The sequence below is a fragment of the Stenotrophomonas sp. 57 genome (assembly GCF_030291075.1).
Taxonomy (GTDB): Bacteria; Pseudomonadota; Gammaproteobacteria; order Xanthomonadales; family Xanthomonadaceae; genus Stenotrophomonas.
Genome location: NZ_CP127407.1, coordinates 2,674,337 through 2,688,902 on the forward strand (window position 1 = coordinate 2,674,337; position 14,566 = coordinate 2,688,902).

At 66.3% G+C, this 14,566-nt stretch carries 15 protein-coding genes; 5 read left to right on the plus strand and 10 right to left on the minus strand.

Annotated elements, in window-relative coordinates; translation table 11 throughout:
* Positions 1-329: 329 nt before the first annotated feature.
* Positions 330-980, plus strand: a complete 651-nt coding sequence (locus QP512_RS12420; protein ID WP_286072039.1) for a class I SAM-dependent methyltransferase — start codon at positions 330-332, stop codon at positions 978-980.
* Positions 981-1,052: 72 nt separating this feature from the next.
* On the opposite strand, the gene QP512_RS12425 is transcribed toward QP512_RS12420, so the two are convergent.
* From QP512_RS12425 to QP512_RS12445, 5 genes are all read right to left on the minus strand, one after another.
* Positions 1,053-2,420 carry an MATE family efflux transporter gene (locus tag QP512_RS12425; RefSeq protein WP_286068872.1) on the minus strand — a complete coding sequence of 456 codons (1,368 nt, stop codon included), beginning with the start codon at positions 2,418-2,420 and terminating at the stop codon, positions 1,053-1,055.
* A gap of 133 nt (positions 2,421-2,553) precedes the next feature.
* Positions 2,554-3,180 carry a DUF2239 family protein gene (locus QP512_RS12430; protein WP_286068873.1) on the minus strand — a complete coding sequence of 209 codons (627 nt, stop codon included), beginning with the start codon at positions 3,178-3,180 and terminating at the stop codon, positions 2,554-2,556.
* A 143-nt stretch (positions 3,181-3,323) separates the two neighbouring features.
* Entirely contained in the window at positions 3,324-3,812 is a 489-nt protein-coding gene (locus QP512_RS12435; RefSeq protein ID WP_286068874.1) for an 8-oxo-dGTP diphosphatase, read from the minus strand.
* 42 nt (positions 3,813-3,854) lie between these two features.
* Positions 3,855-4,364: a DUF1249 domain-containing protein gene (locus tag QP512_RS12440; protein WP_286068876.1), complete on the minus strand. Its 510-nt coding sequence runs from the start codon at positions 4,362-4,364 to the stop codon at positions 3,855-3,857.
* A gap of 206 nt (positions 4,365-4,570) precedes the next feature.
* Positions 4,571-5,392: a pyruvate, water dikinase regulatory protein gene (locus QP512_RS12445; protein ID WP_006452040.1), complete on the minus strand. Its 822-nt coding sequence runs from the start codon at positions 5,390-5,392 to the stop codon at positions 4,571-4,573.
* Between the two features lie 144 nt (positions 5,393-5,536).
* Here QP512_RS12445 and ppsA point away from each other — a divergent pair, with 144 nt between their 5' ends.
* Both ppsA and QP512_RS12455 read left to right on the plus strand, forming a co-directional pair.
* The gene (ppsA, locus tag QP512_RS12450; RefSeq protein ID WP_286068878.1) at positions 5,537-7,915 is read left to right on the plus strand and encodes a phosphoenolpyruvate synthase; all 2,379 of its coding nucleotides are present in this window, start codon (positions 5,537-5,539) and stop codon (positions 7,913-7,915) included.
* 137 nt (positions 7,916-8,052) lie between these two features.
* The gene (locus QP512_RS12455; RefSeq protein WP_286068880.1) at positions 8,053-8,949 is read left to right on the plus strand and encodes a mechanosensitive ion channel domain-containing protein; all 897 of its coding nucleotides are present in this window, start codon (positions 8,053-8,055) and stop codon (positions 8,947-8,949) included.
* Positions 8,950-8,995: 46 nt separating this feature from the next.
* On the opposite strand, the gene QP512_RS12460 is transcribed toward QP512_RS12455, so the two are convergent.
* From QP512_RS12460 to tadA, 4 genes are all read right to left on the minus strand, one after another.
* Positions 8,996-10,111, minus strand: coding sequence for an alkene reductase (locus QP512_RS12460; RefSeq protein ID WP_286068882.1), 1,116 nt, complete (start codon positions 10,109-10,111; stop codon positions 8,996-8,998).
* A gap of 207 nt (positions 10,112-10,318) precedes the next feature.
* Positions 10,319-11,191, minus strand: a complete 873-nt coding sequence (locus tag QP512_RS12465; protein WP_014647556.1) for an EcsC family protein — start codon at positions 11,189-11,191, stop codon at positions 10,319-10,321.
* A 65-nt stretch (positions 11,192-11,256) separates the two neighbouring features.
* Complete coding sequence (gene orn / locus QP512_RS12470) at positions 11,257-11,829, minus strand: oligoribonuclease (RefSeq protein ID WP_106549108.1); 573 nt, start codon at positions 11,827-11,829, stop codon at positions 11,257-11,259.
* Between the two features lie 75 nt (positions 11,830-11,904).
* Positions 11,905-12,429 carry a tRNA adenosine(34) deaminase TadA gene (tadA, locus tag QP512_RS12475; RefSeq protein ID WP_099551013.1) on the minus strand — a complete coding sequence of 175 codons (525 nt, stop codon included), beginning with the start codon at positions 12,427-12,429 and terminating at the stop codon, positions 11,905-11,907.
* Positions 12,430-12,627: 198 nt separating this feature from the next.
* Here tadA and QP512_RS12480 point away from each other — a divergent pair, with 198 nt between their 5' ends.
* Positions 12,628-13,065 (plus strand): acetyltransferase, encoded by a 438-nt coding sequence (locus tag QP512_RS12480; RefSeq protein ID WP_286068883.1) that lies wholly within the window; start codon positions 12,628-12,630, stop codon positions 13,063-13,065.
* Between the two features lie 49 nt (positions 13,066-13,114).
* On the opposite strand, the gene QP512_RS12485 is transcribed toward QP512_RS12480, so the two are convergent.
* Positions 13,115-13,621: an N-acetyltransferase gene (locus QP512_RS12485; protein WP_286068885.1), complete on the minus strand. Its 507-nt coding sequence runs from the start codon at positions 13,619-13,621 to the stop codon at positions 13,115-13,117.
* A 259-nt stretch (positions 13,622-13,880) separates the two neighbouring features.
* On the opposite strand from QP512_RS12485, the gene QP512_RS12490 reads away from it, so the two are divergent.
* On the plus strand, positions 13,881-14,555 hold the full coding sequence (locus QP512_RS12490) for a hypothetical protein (RefSeq protein ID WP_286068886.1): 675 nt from the start codon (positions 13,881-13,883) through the stop codon (positions 14,553-14,555).
* The last annotated feature ends 11 nt before the right edge of the window (positions 14,556-14,566 follow it).

Consider the following 14,566-nt stretch of genomic DNA (forward strand, 5'->3'; position numbering starts at 1 on the left):
CATCAAGGCCCACAGGTTACCGCGAGCGCTGCCGTGGGTGACAGCGCCGGCCGAGACGATTCTTCACCGCTCCCTCACCTGTCCTCACCAGCGGTGAATTTTTCGCCACCCATCTTGACAGCCTAGGGGGATGGCGCCTGTCGCGGCTTATCCACAAAGTTGCCCACGCGTAATCCACACCCCCTGTGGACAACCAGATCTCACCGACTGCGACGCTGGACATTTCCTCATCACCCCGCAGCGGGGTTTCCCTACTTCCCAAGCCACCAGGTCGGCGCTATGGTCACCGGCGGACCCGCCGCCGCCACGTCCGAATTTTTCCACGGACGATGACGATGCTGGATGCTTCCACCCTGGCCGCGCAGCTGCGGCAGCCCCATGGCGAGGCCGCGCTGGCCGTGGCCGACTCGATGAACCGCAGCAACGGCGCCCTGAACCTGGCCGCGATCGGGCTGCTGGCGGTGAGGGCCGGCGAAGGGATTCTGGAGATCGGCCCCGGCAATGCGGCGTTCGCGCCCGAACTTCTGCGGGCCGCGGGCAGCCACTACCTCGGCATCGAGCTGTCCCCTGCCATGGTTGAAGCCGGCAACCGGCGGCTGGCCGGCGCTGGCGTGTCCGACCGTGCCGTGATGCGCCACGGCGATGCCCACGCCCTGCCCGTCGGCGATGCCTCGATGGATGCAGCGTTGGCGGTCAACACCCTGTACTTCTGGCCGAACCTGGCCCCGGTGCTGGATGAACTGGGACGCGTGCTGCGCCGCGGTGGCCGCCTGTGCTTGGCCTTTGGCGATGCGGCCTTCATGCGCAGCCTGCCCTTTGCCGCCGATTTCCAGCTGCATGAACTGGACGCCGTGGAGCTGGCGCTGCGTCTATCCGGGTTCAGCCTCTCGGCCTGGCGCAGCCATCGGGAAACCGCGCCCGGCAATGATGGGCAGGCGCGGGAGAAGCATTTCCATCTATTGCTGGCGCATCGGCGTTGATTTTCGCCGGACGCGATCCAACCGATCGGTAGCGTCGGCCGCTGGCCGGCTGCCCCGGCAATGGCGCCGCGGTCAGGCCGCCGCCGGCAACCGGCTGCGCCACCTGGCGAAACACATCATCTGCAACAGCAGCATCGCCACCAGTCCCAGCGGCCAGGCCCACCACAGGCCAGTCAGTCCGTGCCGCGCCTGCAGCCACATCGCCAGCGGCAGCTCCAGCAGCAACACGGCCGCCATGCCCAGCAAGGCCGGCAGCAGCACGGTACCGCTGCCACGCATCACCCCGACCAGCACCGCGGTGCCTCCCATTGCCAGCACGCCCCACGCCACCGTGCGCAGCTGCAATGCGGCCAGTTCACGCACCTCCGGCGCCGCCAGGATCAGGCCGGTCAGCCATGGCGCCAGCGCCAACACCAGCAGCACCACGACCGTCAGCATCGCCAGACCCAGCATCACGCCGGTGCGGGCAATGGCGGGCAATCGTGCCGCACGCCCTGCCCCCATCGCATGCGCGGCGAGGATGGTGGCGGTGATGCCCAACGACATCGCGGGCAACTGAACCCAGCTCATCAACTGGTTGACCGCACCGTAGGCCGCCGTGGCGGTATAGCCGTAGCGGTTGATCCAGCCGAGCAACACGATCTCGGCAATGGCCAGGCTGAGCATCTGCAGCGAGGACGGCACACCGATGCGCAGCATCGAACGAATGATCGCGCCATCGAAACGGATGGCCCGCAGCAGCTCATGGCCCGGTGCCAGCGGATGCCCCAGCCGATGCCAGCGCCACAGCAACCAGAGCAGCGCCAGCAGCGAGGCAAATGCCGCCGACACCGCGGCACTGGTCGCGCCCAGCTGCGGCAGGCCGCCCCAGCCGAGGATCAGCAGCGGCGTGCACAGCAGGCCGACCACGGTCGCCAGCAGCAGTGCATGCAGCGGCGTCTTTGCGTCACCCACCGCGCGGCTTACGGCCGTCGCCAGCCACAGCAGGAAGAACGCCGGCGCACTCAACAGCAACACCCGCGCATAGACGATGGCCTCGCCGAGGACCGGCGCCGGCGTCCCCAGCGCCGCCAGCAGCTGAGGCGCGAACACCCCACCGACGCCCATCACCAGCAGCGACAGCAGCAGCGCGAGGGCCACGGCGCTGCCGGCCACGGCGCGCGCCTGCTGCGGTCGGCCCGCGCCCCAGGCCTGGCCGATCAACACCATCGCGCCCGTCGCCAGGCCCATTACCAAGGCCATCAGCAGGAAGAACACCGGAAAGAACGCGGCGGCGGCAGCCACCGCCTGCGTGCCAAGCAGATGGCCCAGGTAGACGTTGTCCAGCGTGCCGGCGGCCAGCTGCAGTGCATTGGTCATCAGCATGGGCAGCAGCAGGGCCAGGTAGGTGCGCGACAGCGGCGGCGCAACCGGAGGTGTCGCGTGTGCGGAAAGGCTCATGGGGTTTCTCTGGGCAAGGCGCTGCCCTGCCCGGCGTTTCCGCCAGCAAAGCAAGCACGTGGGAAGCGGGCAGTCGCCCGCGATCAAGCGGCGCCGTCGTTCATCCACGGCGCCCTGGGTCGGTCGTCAGTACTTAAGCAGGTGGGATATAGAAGGCCAGCCGCAGGGCGTGATCGCGCACGTCCCCGGGCCAGCGGTGCAACGCCGCTTCCAAGCCCGCGCGGTCATGCGCGAACAGGAGGCGGATGGCTTCCTCGAAGCCGGGCAGATCACCCGCAATGGCCTGCAGGAAGTGATAGGCACGCTCCGTATCGCGGCGCTGCCGGTCCTTGTCGGCACCCGCACGGCTGGCCGCTTCCACCAGCCTGCGCAGGACCACGGAGGCCCCGCCCGGCTGTTCGGCCAGCCACGCCCAATGGCGCGGCAGCAGCGTCACTTCGCGCGCAACCACGCCCAGCTTCGGGCGACCGCGGCCACGTGGGGGTGACGGTGCATCTTCGGTGTCATCGGCGTGGGTTTCAACATCCGTCTGCAGCGGCGCCGGAAACGCTTCGGCGACCCGCGCCAGCAGTTCCGCGTCGCTGCCTCGCGTATCGAAATCGCGGGTGCGGCCAGTGGCATTGTCGAATACCAGCAACGGACCTGCGGCGTTGTCGGCGCGCAGCTGTTTGAGCGCCAGCGCGGCCACTTCCGGCGTACCGGAAACGACCAGGCGATGGCCGTCGAAACAGCTGAAGGGGGGCAGTCGGAACGCAGGCATGGCATCGGCATCGGGGGCGATGTGCAAATATTGCCCGGGTAATTTGCGCTCGTCAATATCACCCGGGTATTAATTGACCGGGAGAGCGTGCCAACCAAGGTTGGCACCCACCGGAATGGTTGGCACCCATCCGATTCGTCGGGTCACAGCCGGCTGTAGGACCAGCTCACCATGCGCCCGTCCTTGTACGGCATCACCCCATGGAACGGGCGCGGGTCGGCGTCGAACACCAGCGGCAGGAAGTTGCGGTCGCCCTCCCACATCGGCAGCGTGTCCAGCTTGTCCAGGTCCACCCACTCCAGCGTGCCTTCGTGGTTGCCACCGTGCGGGGTGCCTTCGAAGGTATCGATGACGAACACGAAGCCCAGCCAGTCCTCGCCGTGCTTGCCGAAACCCGGCCAGCTCAGGGTGCCGCGCAGGCGCATGGCAGTGCAGTTGATGCCGGCCTCTTCCTGGATCTCGCGGCGCATGCTGGCGGCCACGTCCTCGTCCGCTTCGATCTTGCCGCCCAGTCCGTTGTACTTGCCCAGGTGATGGTCACCGGGGCGGGTATTGCGATGGATCATCAGCACCTGGCGACGATCAGGCGACAGCACGTAGCCCAGGGTGGCGACGATCGGGGTATACGGCATGGGGCAGCATCCAGCGGCAGGTCAGCCATGGATTATGGCCGATCAGCGCACCAGCGACAGGCGGCGTTCGGCAGGCGCGACGGCACCCTCAGGGGCGCGGCGCAGGGTGGCGACACCGTGGCCGCGCTCGGCCAGGTATTCCAGCCACTTGCCGAGGAAGGTGTTCATCCGCATGCGGTGGCTGATCAGCTCCGCCGGCGGCGGGTACAGGCCCATGGTGTCCTGCCAGCGGCGGCCGACGTAGCAATGGGTGGTCTCGGCCTGGCGCGCGTCACGGTAGAGGCGCACATAGGCCGACGGATCCGGTTCGCCGGTGACCGGGTCGGCCAGGTCGTAGGTCAGGCGCAGTTCCACCGTGTAGCGGTGGCATTCGATCACGTCCAGGCGCACATCCAGGCCGTCGCCGATCGAGGAAATGTAGCTGCCCGCCACCAGTCCGGCCGGCTCGAACAGGCGTACCAGATGGCGATAGTTCTCCGCGTACAGACCCATCAGCCAGCTCAGCCGGCTCAGTCTGGGAATGCGTTCGGTACGGGGCAAGGCTCGGGCCATGGGTCGATCCTACACGTTGGTGCTTCAACGTGGGGGCGGTCCGCGCCACAGCCAACCCACCGACTGTGATCCCCCTGTTGCGCCGAGCCCATGCTCGGCTGGGCCACCGGGTTCTGGCCGAAGAGCAGCCGAGCGTGGGCTCGGCTCTAAAGGGCGCAGCATCCACGGGTAGCGCCGGGCGATGCCCGGCGTACGTGGCGCGCGCCTCAATACAGCTCGCGCTGCAGCCCCAGCGTGGCCAGCACTTTGCTGGAGATCTCCTCGATCGAGGTATGGGTGGTGCTCAGGGTCGGGATGCGCTCCATCTGGAACATCACCTCGGCCGCGGCCACCTCGCGCTTGCAGGTATCCAGGTTGGCGTAGCGCGAGTTCGGGCGGCGCTCCTGGCGGATCTGCTGCAGGCGGTCGGGATCGATGGTCAGGCCGAACAGCTTGCGCCGGTAGTTGCGCAGGCGCGGCGGCAGGCGGTCGCTTTCCAGGTCTTCGTCAGTCAACGGGTAATTGGCTGCGCGCACCCCGTAATGCAGGGCCAGGTAGATGCAGGTCGGCGTCTTGCCGGCGCGTGACACCGCCACCAGGATCACGTCGGCGTCGTCGTAGTTCACTGCGATGCCGTCATCGTGGGTCAAGGCGAAGTTCATCGCGTTGATGCGGCGGTGGTAGGTGTCGAAATCAACCATGCCGTGGGCCTGGCCGACCCGGGCCAGGCGCGGGCTGGCCAGTTCACGCTCCAGCGGCTCGATGAACGGCGCAAACACATCCAGCATCAGCGCGCCGCTGTCGGCCAGGATCAGGCTCAGGCTCTGGTCCACGCAGGAGTTCACCACGATCGGCCGGACCTGGTACCGCTCCCCCGCCGCCTGGATCCGGGCACAGGCTTCACGCGCTTTTTCGGGGTCGTCGACAAACGACATCCGGTCGGTAATGAAGCTGAACCCGGAGAACTGGGTCAACAGGCTATGCCCAATGGTTTCAGCGGTGATACCGGTTCCATCGGAAACGTAGAACACCGGACGGATGGTCGACATGCGCGCTTTTACCCCCTACGAAGCTTAAAAAGGCCGCCAGCACAAGCTTGTGCCGACGGTGCTCTGCCCGGCATCATATCGGCTTCTTCCTACGGACGCGGCCACTCAGCCCGCCTCGGGCGATGGCCAAACGGAGCATCGCGCTTGAACGAGAACATCCTGTGGTTGCACGAACTGCGTCTGGCCGATCTGGCCCGCGTAGGCGGCAAGAATTCGTCGCTGGGCGAGATGATCGGCAACCTGGCCGGTCTGGGCGTTTCGGTGCCGGGCGGTTATGCCACCACCGCTGAAGCCTTCAAGGACTTCATCGCGCACAACGACCTGTCCAAGCGCATCTTCGACAAGCTGGCCACGCTGGACGTCGAAGACGTCAACGCGCTGACCGTTGCCGGCAAGGAAATCCGCACCTGGGTGATCGATGCCCCGCTGCAGCCGCAGCTGGACCAGGACATCCGCACCGCCTACGCCAAGCTGAGCGCCGACAACGGCGGTGGCGACGTGGCCGTTGCCGTGCGTTCGTCGGCCACCGCCGAGGATCTGCCGGACGCGTCCTTCGCCGGCCAGCAGGAAACCTTCCTCAACGTCACCGGCGCCGACGACGTCGTGCACAAGGTCAAGGAAGTGTTTGCCTCGCTGTACAACGACCGCGCCATCGCCTACCGCGTGCACCACGGCTTCAAGCACGAGGACGTGTTCCTGTCCGCCGGCGTGCAGCTGATGGTGCGTTCGGGCGTCGGTTCCTCCGGCGTGCTGTTCACCCTGGACACCGAATCCGGCTTCCGCGACGTGGTGTTCGTCACCTCCTCGTTCGGCCTGGGCGAAATGGTCGTGCAGGGCGCGGTCAACCCGGACGAGTACTACGTCTACAAGCCCACCCTGCAGGCCGGCAAGCCGGCGATCTTGCGCCGCTCGCTCGGCAGCAAGGCGATCCGCATGGTGTATTCGGACGTCCCCGGCGAGCGCGTGAAGATCGAGGACACCCCGGCCGAACTGCGCAACACCTTCTCGATCAGCGACGAGGACGTGCAGGAACTGTCCAAGCAGGCGCTGGTCATCGAAAAGCACTACGGCCGCCCGATGGACATCGAGTGGGCCAAGGACGGTGTCAGCGGCAAGCTGTTCATCGTGCAGGCGCGCCCGGAAACGGTGAAGTCGCGCAGCCACGCCACCCAGATCGAGCGTTTCGCGCTGACCGAAAAGGGCGGCAACGTACTGGCCGAAGGCCGTGCCGTCGGTGCCAAGATCGGCTCGGGCGTGGCCCGCGTGGTGAAGACGCTGGACGACATGAACCGCGTGCAGCCGGGCGACGTGCTGATCGCCGACATGACCGACCCGGACTGGGAACCGGTGATGAAGCGCGCCTCGGCCATCGTCACCAACCGCGGTGGCCGTACCTGCCACGCTGCGATCATCGCGCGCGAGCTGGGCGTGCCGGCCGTGGTCGGTTCGGGCAACGCCACCAAGGTCATCGAAGATGGTCAGCTGGTCACCGTCAGCTGCGCTGAAGGCGATACCGGTTTCATCTACGAGGGCAAGCTCGGCTTCGAGCGCACCACCACCGATCTGGGCAACATGCCGCCGGCACCGCTGAAGATCATGATGAACGTGGCCAACCCGGAACGTGCCTTCGACTTCGGCCAGCTGCCGAACGCCGGCATCGGCCTGGCCCGCCTGGAAATGATCATCGCCAGCCACATCGGCATCCACCCGAACGCGCTGCTGGAATACGACCGCCAGGACGCGGCGACCAAGAAGAAGATCGACGAGAAGATCGCCGGTTACGGTGATCCGGTCAGCTTCTACGTGGACCGCCTGGCCGAGGGCATCGCCACCCTCACCGCCTCGGTCGCACCGAATGCCGTGATCGTGCGCCTGTCGGACTTCAAGTCCAACGAGTACGCCAACCTGATCGGCGGCAGCAACTACGAGCCGCACGAAGAGAACCCGATGATCGGCTTCCGCGGCGCCAGCCGTTACGTCGACCCGAGCTTCTCGGCCGCCTTCGCGCTGGAGTGCAAGGCCGTGCTGCGCGTGCGCAACGAAATGGGCCTGGACAACCTGTGGGTCATGATTCCGTTCGTGCGCACGCTGGAAGAAGGCCGCAAGGTCATCGAGGTGCTGGAACAGAACGGCCTGAAGCAGGGCGAGAACGGCCTGAAGATCATCATGATGTGCGAAGTGCCGTCCAACGCACTGCTCGCCGATGAGTTCCTGGAAATCTTCGACGGCTTCTCGATCGGCTCCAACGACCTGACCCAGCTGAGCCTGGGCCTGGATCGCGACTCGTCGATCGTCGCCCACCTGTTCGACGAACGTAACCCGGCGGTGAAGAAGCTGCTGTCGATGGCGATCAAGTCGGCACGTGCCAAGGGCAAGTACGTCGGCATCTGCGGCCAGGGCCCGTCCGACCATCCGGATCTGGCCGAATGGCTGATGCAGGAAGGCATCGAGTCGGTGTCGCTGAACCCGGACACCGTGGTCGATACCTGGCTGCGCCTGGCCAAGCTGAAGGCCAACGGCTGATGCAGTGAAGGCCGCGGGCTGACGTCGTGTTCATCGGCGTCTGCCCATACTGCTGCTGCACGCAAGCCCCGCCGCTGCGGGGCTTCGTGTTTCTGGCGTCCAAGGACGCTCTGCCCTTCGCAGCAAAGGATGTCCGCATGATCGTCGCCGCAGCACCCGCCACTCCCGCCGCACCCCCCTGGTTCCACTCACTCGACTGGGAACGCCTGCTGGAAACCTACGGCCTCCCGTTGCTGGCCGCGGTCGTCGTACTGCTGATCGGCCTGTGGATCGCTCGCCGCATTTCCAACGCAATGCCGCGTGCAACCTCGCGCATGGGCGTGGATCCGATGCTGGGCAGTTTCCTTCGCAACGTGGTCTACGCCGCGGCCCTGGTGATCGTGGTGGTGCTGGCGATCGCCACGCTTGGCGTGCCGATCTCGCCGCTGCTGGCTGTACTCGGCACCGCTGGCCTCGCTGTTGGCCTGGCCCTGAAGGATTCGCTGTCCAACATCGCCTCGGGCGTGATGCTGGTGACGCTGCGTCCATTCCGTGTCGGCGACGTGGTCACCATCGCCGGGCAGACCGGCACGGTGCGTGAAGTCCGCATCTTCCAGACGGTGCTTACCGGCGCCGACAACCAGCACACTACCCTTCCCAACACGCTGATCACCGCCGCGCCGATCATCAACCTGACCGCCGAACCGACGCGCCGCGTCGAGCTGGTGATCGGCATCGGCTACGAGGACAACATCCAGCTGGCACGCGATACCGCACTGGCGCTGATGAAGGCCGACCCGCGCGTGCTGCAGACGCCAGCACCGGACGTGGTGGTGTACGAACTCGGCGCGCATGCGATCAACCTCGGCATCCGCTGCTACGTGAAGTCGGCCGACTGGTTCGGCACCAAGGTGACGCTGCTGGAGCAGCTGAAGCTGGGCTACGACAAGGCCGGTATCAACATTCCGTATCCGCAGCAGGACATGCACCTGTACCTGCACGGCAAGGATGGTGGCGTGGTCGAAGCCGACGCGCTGGTGCGCGACAAGCCCTGATCCATCCCGGTAGTGCCGACCAACGGTCGGCACCCACCGAGGGGCATCAGGCCTCGACAGCCTCTTCCAGCGCCGGGTAATCGGTGAAACCCTCGGCACCACCACCGAAAAATGTGGCGCGATCCGGCGGATTCAGCGCTGCACCCGTGCGCAGGCGCTCAGGCAGATCCGGGTTTGCGATGAACGGCCGGCCGAACCCGATCAGGTCGGCCCAACCTTCAGCCAACGCCTGCCCGGCGCGCTCGGCGGTATACTTGCCCGCGTAGATCAGCGTGCCCGGGTAGACCATGCGCAGCGCTTGCTTGAAGGCCACCGGCATCAGCGGCGCATCATCCCAATCGGCCTCGGCAATGTGCAGGTAGCCCACACCCAGCTCACCGAGCAGGTGTGCAGCCGCCAGATAGGTCGCCTGCGGCGTATCGTCCACCGCGCCCTGCAGCGTGGTCAGCGGCGCCAGGCGCACGCCAACGCGATCACCGCCGGCCACTGCCACTACCGCCTGTACCACCTCGCGCAGGAAGCGCAGCCGGTTCTGCAGCGAACCGCCATAGCCATCGGTACGCTGGTTGGCCTGCGAGTCGATGAACTGGTTGATCAGGTAGCCATTGGCACCATGCAGTTCAACGCCGTCGAAGCCCGCCGCCAGCGCATTGCGGGCGGCCTGCGCGTAATCGGCGACGATGCCCGGAATCTCGTCCTCGCGCAGCGCGCGCGGCATCGAATGCTGGATCATTTCGCCCACTCCGGCTTCGGGACCTGCCCCGGTCGGGTCGACGAATACCTTCACGCCTTCCGCCAACAACGCCGACGACGACACCGGCGCCGCACCACCCGGCTGCAGCGCCACATGCGAGACCCGGCCGACATGCCACAGCTGGGCGTAGATGCGACCACCGGCGGCGTGCACCGCATCGGTCACCTGGCGCCAGCCCTTTACCTGTTCCGGGCTGTGGATGCCCGGGGTCCAGGCATAGCCCTGGCCCTGCGGGCTGATCTGGGTACCTTCGCTGACGATCAGGCCCGCGCTGGCGCGCTGCGCGTAGTAGGCGGCCATCTCCGCGGTGGCGACGTTGCCATCGGCGGCACGCGAGCGGGTCATCGGTGGCATCACGATGCGGTTGGGCAGGGTCAGCGGGCCCAGACGGTGGGAGGTGAACAACATGGCGGACATCTCTTGCGGGGGGAGTACCTGCAAGGATGGGGACCGCCTGCGAAAGGCAACAGGCGTGCCGTGGCAAAACAGTTGTGCCCGGCAGGCAAGGATGGCGTGGCCAAGGGCCAGAGCCCCTTCATCCGGAACGGGATGCGACACCGCGCGCTGCCGGGTCGGATCCCTTTGCAATGCAAAGGGCTCTGACCCCAAACCCGGTTACAGCGTCGGCTCGATCAATACCCCGCCATGCGCCACCCGGTCATAGCAGGTGCGCACCACATCTTCCCCGTACTTCAACTCCAGCCGGCGCACGATGAAGTGGCCACGCGCCATGTCCTGGTAGTAGTCGGTGAACATGGTATTGAGCGTTGCACCGGCAGCGGCACCGACAATCGGCACCGCCTGCGCGGCGAACTTCTCGGTAACCACCACGCCGAACCGCGCCGCCACCTTCTCCACCATCTTCGCCAGCAGCTTGCCGGCCTCCTTCGGCGCCACGCCCAGGGTCAGGTCACGGCCGGTCACCACGCGCCCGGCCAGTTCGGCCGACAGGTGGCGCATCACATCGGTGGTGAAACCGCGGGCCAGGTAGTAGCCGGTCTCGCTGGCGTCATCACGGGGCGAATTGCCGCCCAGCGCGAACACTTCCAGGCAAGCCTGGCGGGTGCTGAACTCGGACAGGTCGAAGCCCTCGCTGCGGGCCACGTCGGCCACGGCGCGCATCATGATGGTGGTCGATACCGGGAGCTCGATGAACAAGGCCGCAAAGCCGAACGCCCCACCGACCGCGCCGGAGGTGGCCGCCGCCAGCTTGTGCCAACGGGTGGAGGCGCCTTTGCCCGGGGTGTTGTCCATGCTCCATAGCGCGGCCTGCGCGGACTTGGACAGTGCCGCCTGCACGGCGCCATGGATGCGATTGGAGACCGAGCTGGGCAGCGCCTTCACCGCGAACTCCAGCGGCGTGCCGACCAGGTTGGCCATGCGCGCGGTCAGGGTCGGCGCTTCCAGCAGGGCCACCGCCCGCTGCAGGTCGGACCAGTCGCGGGCGTCGTGGGCGATGTCGCGGGGGAGCAGGATGGGCTCGTTCATGGCGCCGATCTTAGCGCCCGGGAGTTGAACGGAGGGTAGCGCCGGTCCATGCCCGGCGGCGGCGTTCAAGCAGCCGGCAACCCCGACAACGCCCCCATGAACTGGCGGTAATGGCGCAGCTCGGCGATCGAATCGTGCACGTCGCTGAGGGCAGTATGGTTGCTGTTCTTGCCGACACCGGCAGCCACAGTCGGCGCCCAGCGCTTGGCCAGTTCCTTCACCGTGGACACGTCCAGGTTGCGGTAGTGGAAGTACTTCTCCAGCCGCGGCATCTGGCGGTGCAGGAAGCGACGATCCTGGCAGATCGAGTTGCCGCACATCGGCGACAGGCCGGCCGGAATCCACTGGGCCAGGAAGTTCACTGTCTGCGCCTCGGCCTGGCCGAGCGTCGTGGTGCTGTCCACCACGCGCTGCCACAGGCCCGAGCGGCGGTGCTGGTTGCGGTTCCACTCATCCATCGCCTCCAGCGTTTCCAGCGGATGGTGGATGGCGAATTCCGGACCTTCGGCCAGCACGTTGAGCTGGGCGTCGGTGACCACGGTCGCGATCTCGATGATCGAATCGTTGTCGGTGTCCAACCCGGTCATCTCCAGGTCGATCCAGATCAGTCGCTCGTTGGCCGCGCCGGTGTCCGCCATTGTGTCGCCTCGTTGCTGGGCAGGCGCGCGGCCTACCGGTGAAGGAAAGAGGCGCCCATCATACCCGTTCGCCCCTCAGCCCTCGCCGACGTGGTCTTCCAGCAGCAGCGGCGGCTTGCCGCGCTTGGCGCGGAAGTAATTGGTCAGGCGCGTGCTGGCTTCCTTGGCCAGCACTCCGCCGTGGATCTCGACCCGGTGGTTGTGGCGGGCATCACCGAGCAGGTCGAACACACTGCCGCACGCTCCGGTCTTTGGATCACTGGCGCCGTAGACCAAGCGCGATACCCGTGCATGCACGACCGCCATCGCACACATCGCGCACGGTTCCAGCGTCACGTACAGGGTGCTGCCCAGCAGGCGATGGTTGGCCAGCAGCTTACCCCCAGCCCGCATGGCCACGATCTCGGCATGCGCGCTGGGATCATGCGAGGCAATGTTGAGGTTCCAGCCTTCGCCCAGCAGCTGGCCGTCGGCGCTAACCAGCACGGCCCCGACCGGAATCTCGTCGAACTCACGCTGTGCGCGCTCGGCCAAGGCCAGCGCATGGCGCATCCAGTGTTCATCGGCGTCGTGCACCGGTACACCCAGGACATCGGTCATGGCGGTTCTCGCGTTTCAACTGGGCCAGGATGGCCGCCGGGGTCGCATTGTACGCCCCGCGTCGTGCAGGCGGCGCCAGCGTGCGTCGAAGCGCTCGCGGGCCGCGTCCTGCAACCGCGACGCGGGATGAATCTTCGCCTGCAGGCGTTACCGGAAAGCCTCATACTTCGTGTTCTTCCGAAGCACCTTGGTGAACCCATGACCACCCTGCGCCCCTCGCGCGCCGACGACGGCGCCGCCCTCGTCGACCTCTGGCGTCGCGCCGTCGACGCCACCCACGATTTCCTCAGTGCCGAAGACCGCCAGGCCATCGATGCCGAAGTGGCTGGTTTCCTGCCGCAGGCGCAGATGACCGTTGCCGTCGATGCGCAGGATCGGCCCGTAGGCTTCATGCTGATCGACGGCACCCACATGGAAGCACTGTTCATCGATCCGGACGTGCGTGGCACCGGGGTTGGTCGCCAGCTGTTGCAGCACGCGTTGACCCTGTCCCCACAGCTGAGCACCGACGTCAACGCACAGAACGCGCAGGCGGTTGGTTTCTACCTGCGCATGGGTTTCGTCGAAACCGGTCGCTCACCGCTCGATTCGCAGGGGCGTCCGTATCCGCTGATCCATCTTCGGCATAACGGCTGACATCTGTCGGGTCTGACGCGCGCCCTGACGGGCACGCGCTCGCCGTGGATCAGGCCGTCGCCTCGAAGGCCGGCGAGTACTGCACCTCGCCCTGCGCCAGCGGAGGCTGCAGGCAGAGCGCCTGGAAGTACTCCGCAGGCACACCCGGCAGCACCAGGCCTGGCTCGGCACGGAAGCCGAAGCGGCCGTAATACGCCGGCTCGCCCAGCAGCACGCAACCCTGTGCGCCCAGTCCACGCAGCGCGTCGAGTGCCGCGCCCATCAGCGCCACGCCAGTACCCTGCCCCTGCCACGCGGGCAGCACCGAGATCGGGCCAAGGCCGAACCAGCCTGTGCTTCCATCGCTGATGGTGACCGGCGACAGCGCAATGTGGCCCACCACCTGGCCCTGAGCTTCGGCGACCAGCGAAATGCTCAGTTCCCCACGCGAACGCAGCGCATCGACGATGAACTGCTCGGTGTGGCTGCTGTGCGGGGCTTCGCGGAAGGCGGCTTCAGTGAGCGCATGAATCACGGCGTGATCGGCAGCGGATTCGGGGCGGATCGTGTAGTTCATGGTGGAAGACTTCGCCTGGTGATGATCGCGTGAATTAATGATCGATGTCACAGAACGACAGCAGAATGTCGAAGGCGGTACGCGGTCGTTCCGATGCCGGCAGATCGACTGTGCCGCAAGCGCTTCCGCGACACCACCCAATCCTGAATGCGTCAAATTTCTGGCACTCATGCCCGCTCTCGGGTGGCGCCGGGTTTCCCGGGCACCCCATAATCGGGAAACCTGTCACCAGGGAAGGATATATGGACATGGATGCACGATGCAGGAACACGCCTTGAGCACGGCAACGCCATCGCGCACTGCACGATGCTGGCTGCCGGCGACCCTGTTGTTGCTGGCACTGGCGGCGTGCTCGCCTTACGCAGACGCAGAGCGCGATGTCGCCGCGGGCGGACGCGGCCTGGCCAAGCTCAATCCCGCACCGAAGCAGGCCTATGAGCTGGTGCTCACACTGAAGGACGCGCCGGGCCCGTTCGTAGTTGCGGAGGGTGTCGCGCAGTACGACGTCAGCAATCATGAAAGCTGTGGCCGAATCCTGTCCGCGACCGGCACTGCAGGGCGCATCACCAGCCAGGAACCCGTCGAGCTACGCAAGGTCGGTGAGAACGAATACCGCGGCACGTTCTACCTCGACCGCATGCAGGACGAGGACTACTACGGGCGTGGCGCCTGCCATTGGACGCTAACGGGTGTCGGTGCGATGTTGCGCGCTACGAACGGCGAGGCAGATACGAGATTCCTGACGTACCTCAAAAAGGAACGCGTGAACGCTGGATCGCCATTGACTCTCTACTACCCGAAGATTGCCTATCCTCGCGCAGAACTTGCTGCCAACTATCCTGCAAGTGGCAAAGAAGATCCTTCAGGTTACAAAGAAGATCTACGCGACGCGCTGTTCTCAACCACCACCACTGTGCAGAAGCTCGCGCCATGAACTGCCAGGGT

Coding starts and splice junctions, on each gene's coding strand:
- QP512_RS12420 (WP_286072039.1), top strand. CDS start 330: ATGACGATGCTGGATGCTTCCACCCTGGCCGCGCAGCTGCGGCAGCCC.
- QP512_RS12425 (WP_286068872.1), bottom strand. CDS start 2,420: ATGAGCCTTTCCGCACACGCGACACCTCCGGTTGCGCCGCCGCTGTCG.
- QP512_RS12430 (WP_286068873.1), bottom strand. CDS start 3,180: ATGCCTGCGTTCCGACTGCCCCCCTTCAGCTGTTTCGACGGCCATCGC.
- QP512_RS12435 (WP_286068874.1), bottom strand. CDS start 3,812: ATGCCGTATACCCCGATCGTCGCCACCCTGGGCTACGTGCTGTCGCCT.
- QP512_RS12440 (WP_286068876.1), bottom strand. CDS start 4,364: ATGGCCCGAGCCTTGCCCCGTACCGAACGCATTCCCAGACTGAGCCGG.
- QP512_RS12445 (WP_006452040.1), bottom strand. CDS start 5,392: ATGTCGACCATCCGTCCGGTGTTCTACGTTTCCGATGGAACCGGTATC.
- QP512_RS12455 (WP_286068880.1), top strand. CDS start 8,053: ATGATCGTCGCCGCAGCACCCGCCACTCCCGCCGCACCCCCCTGGTTC.
- QP512_RS12460 (WP_286068882.1), bottom strand. CDS start 10,111: ATGTTGTTCACCTCCCACCGTCTGGGCCCGCTGACCCTGCCCAACCGC.
- QP512_RS12465 (WP_014647556.1), bottom strand. CDS start 11,191: ATGAACGAGCCCATCCTGCTCCCCCGCGACATCGCCCACGACGCCCGC.
- orn (WP_106549108.1), bottom strand. CDS start 11,829: ATGGCGGACACCGGCGCGGCCAACGAGCGACTGATCTGGATCGACCTG.
- tadA (WP_099551013.1), bottom strand. CDS start 12,429: ATGACCGATGTCCTGGGTGTACCGGTGCACGACGCCGATGAACACTGG.
- QP512_RS12480 (WP_286068883.1), top strand. CDS start 12,628: ATGACCACCCTGCGCCCCTCGCGCGCCGACGACGGCGCCGCCCTCGTC.
- QP512_RS12485 (WP_286068885.1), bottom strand. CDS start 13,621: ATGAACTACACGATCCGCCCCGAATCCGCTGCCGATCACGCCGTGATT.
- QP512_RS12490 (WP_286068886.1), top strand. CDS start 13,881: ATGCAGGAACACGCCTTGAGCACGGCAACGCCATCGCGCACTGCACGA.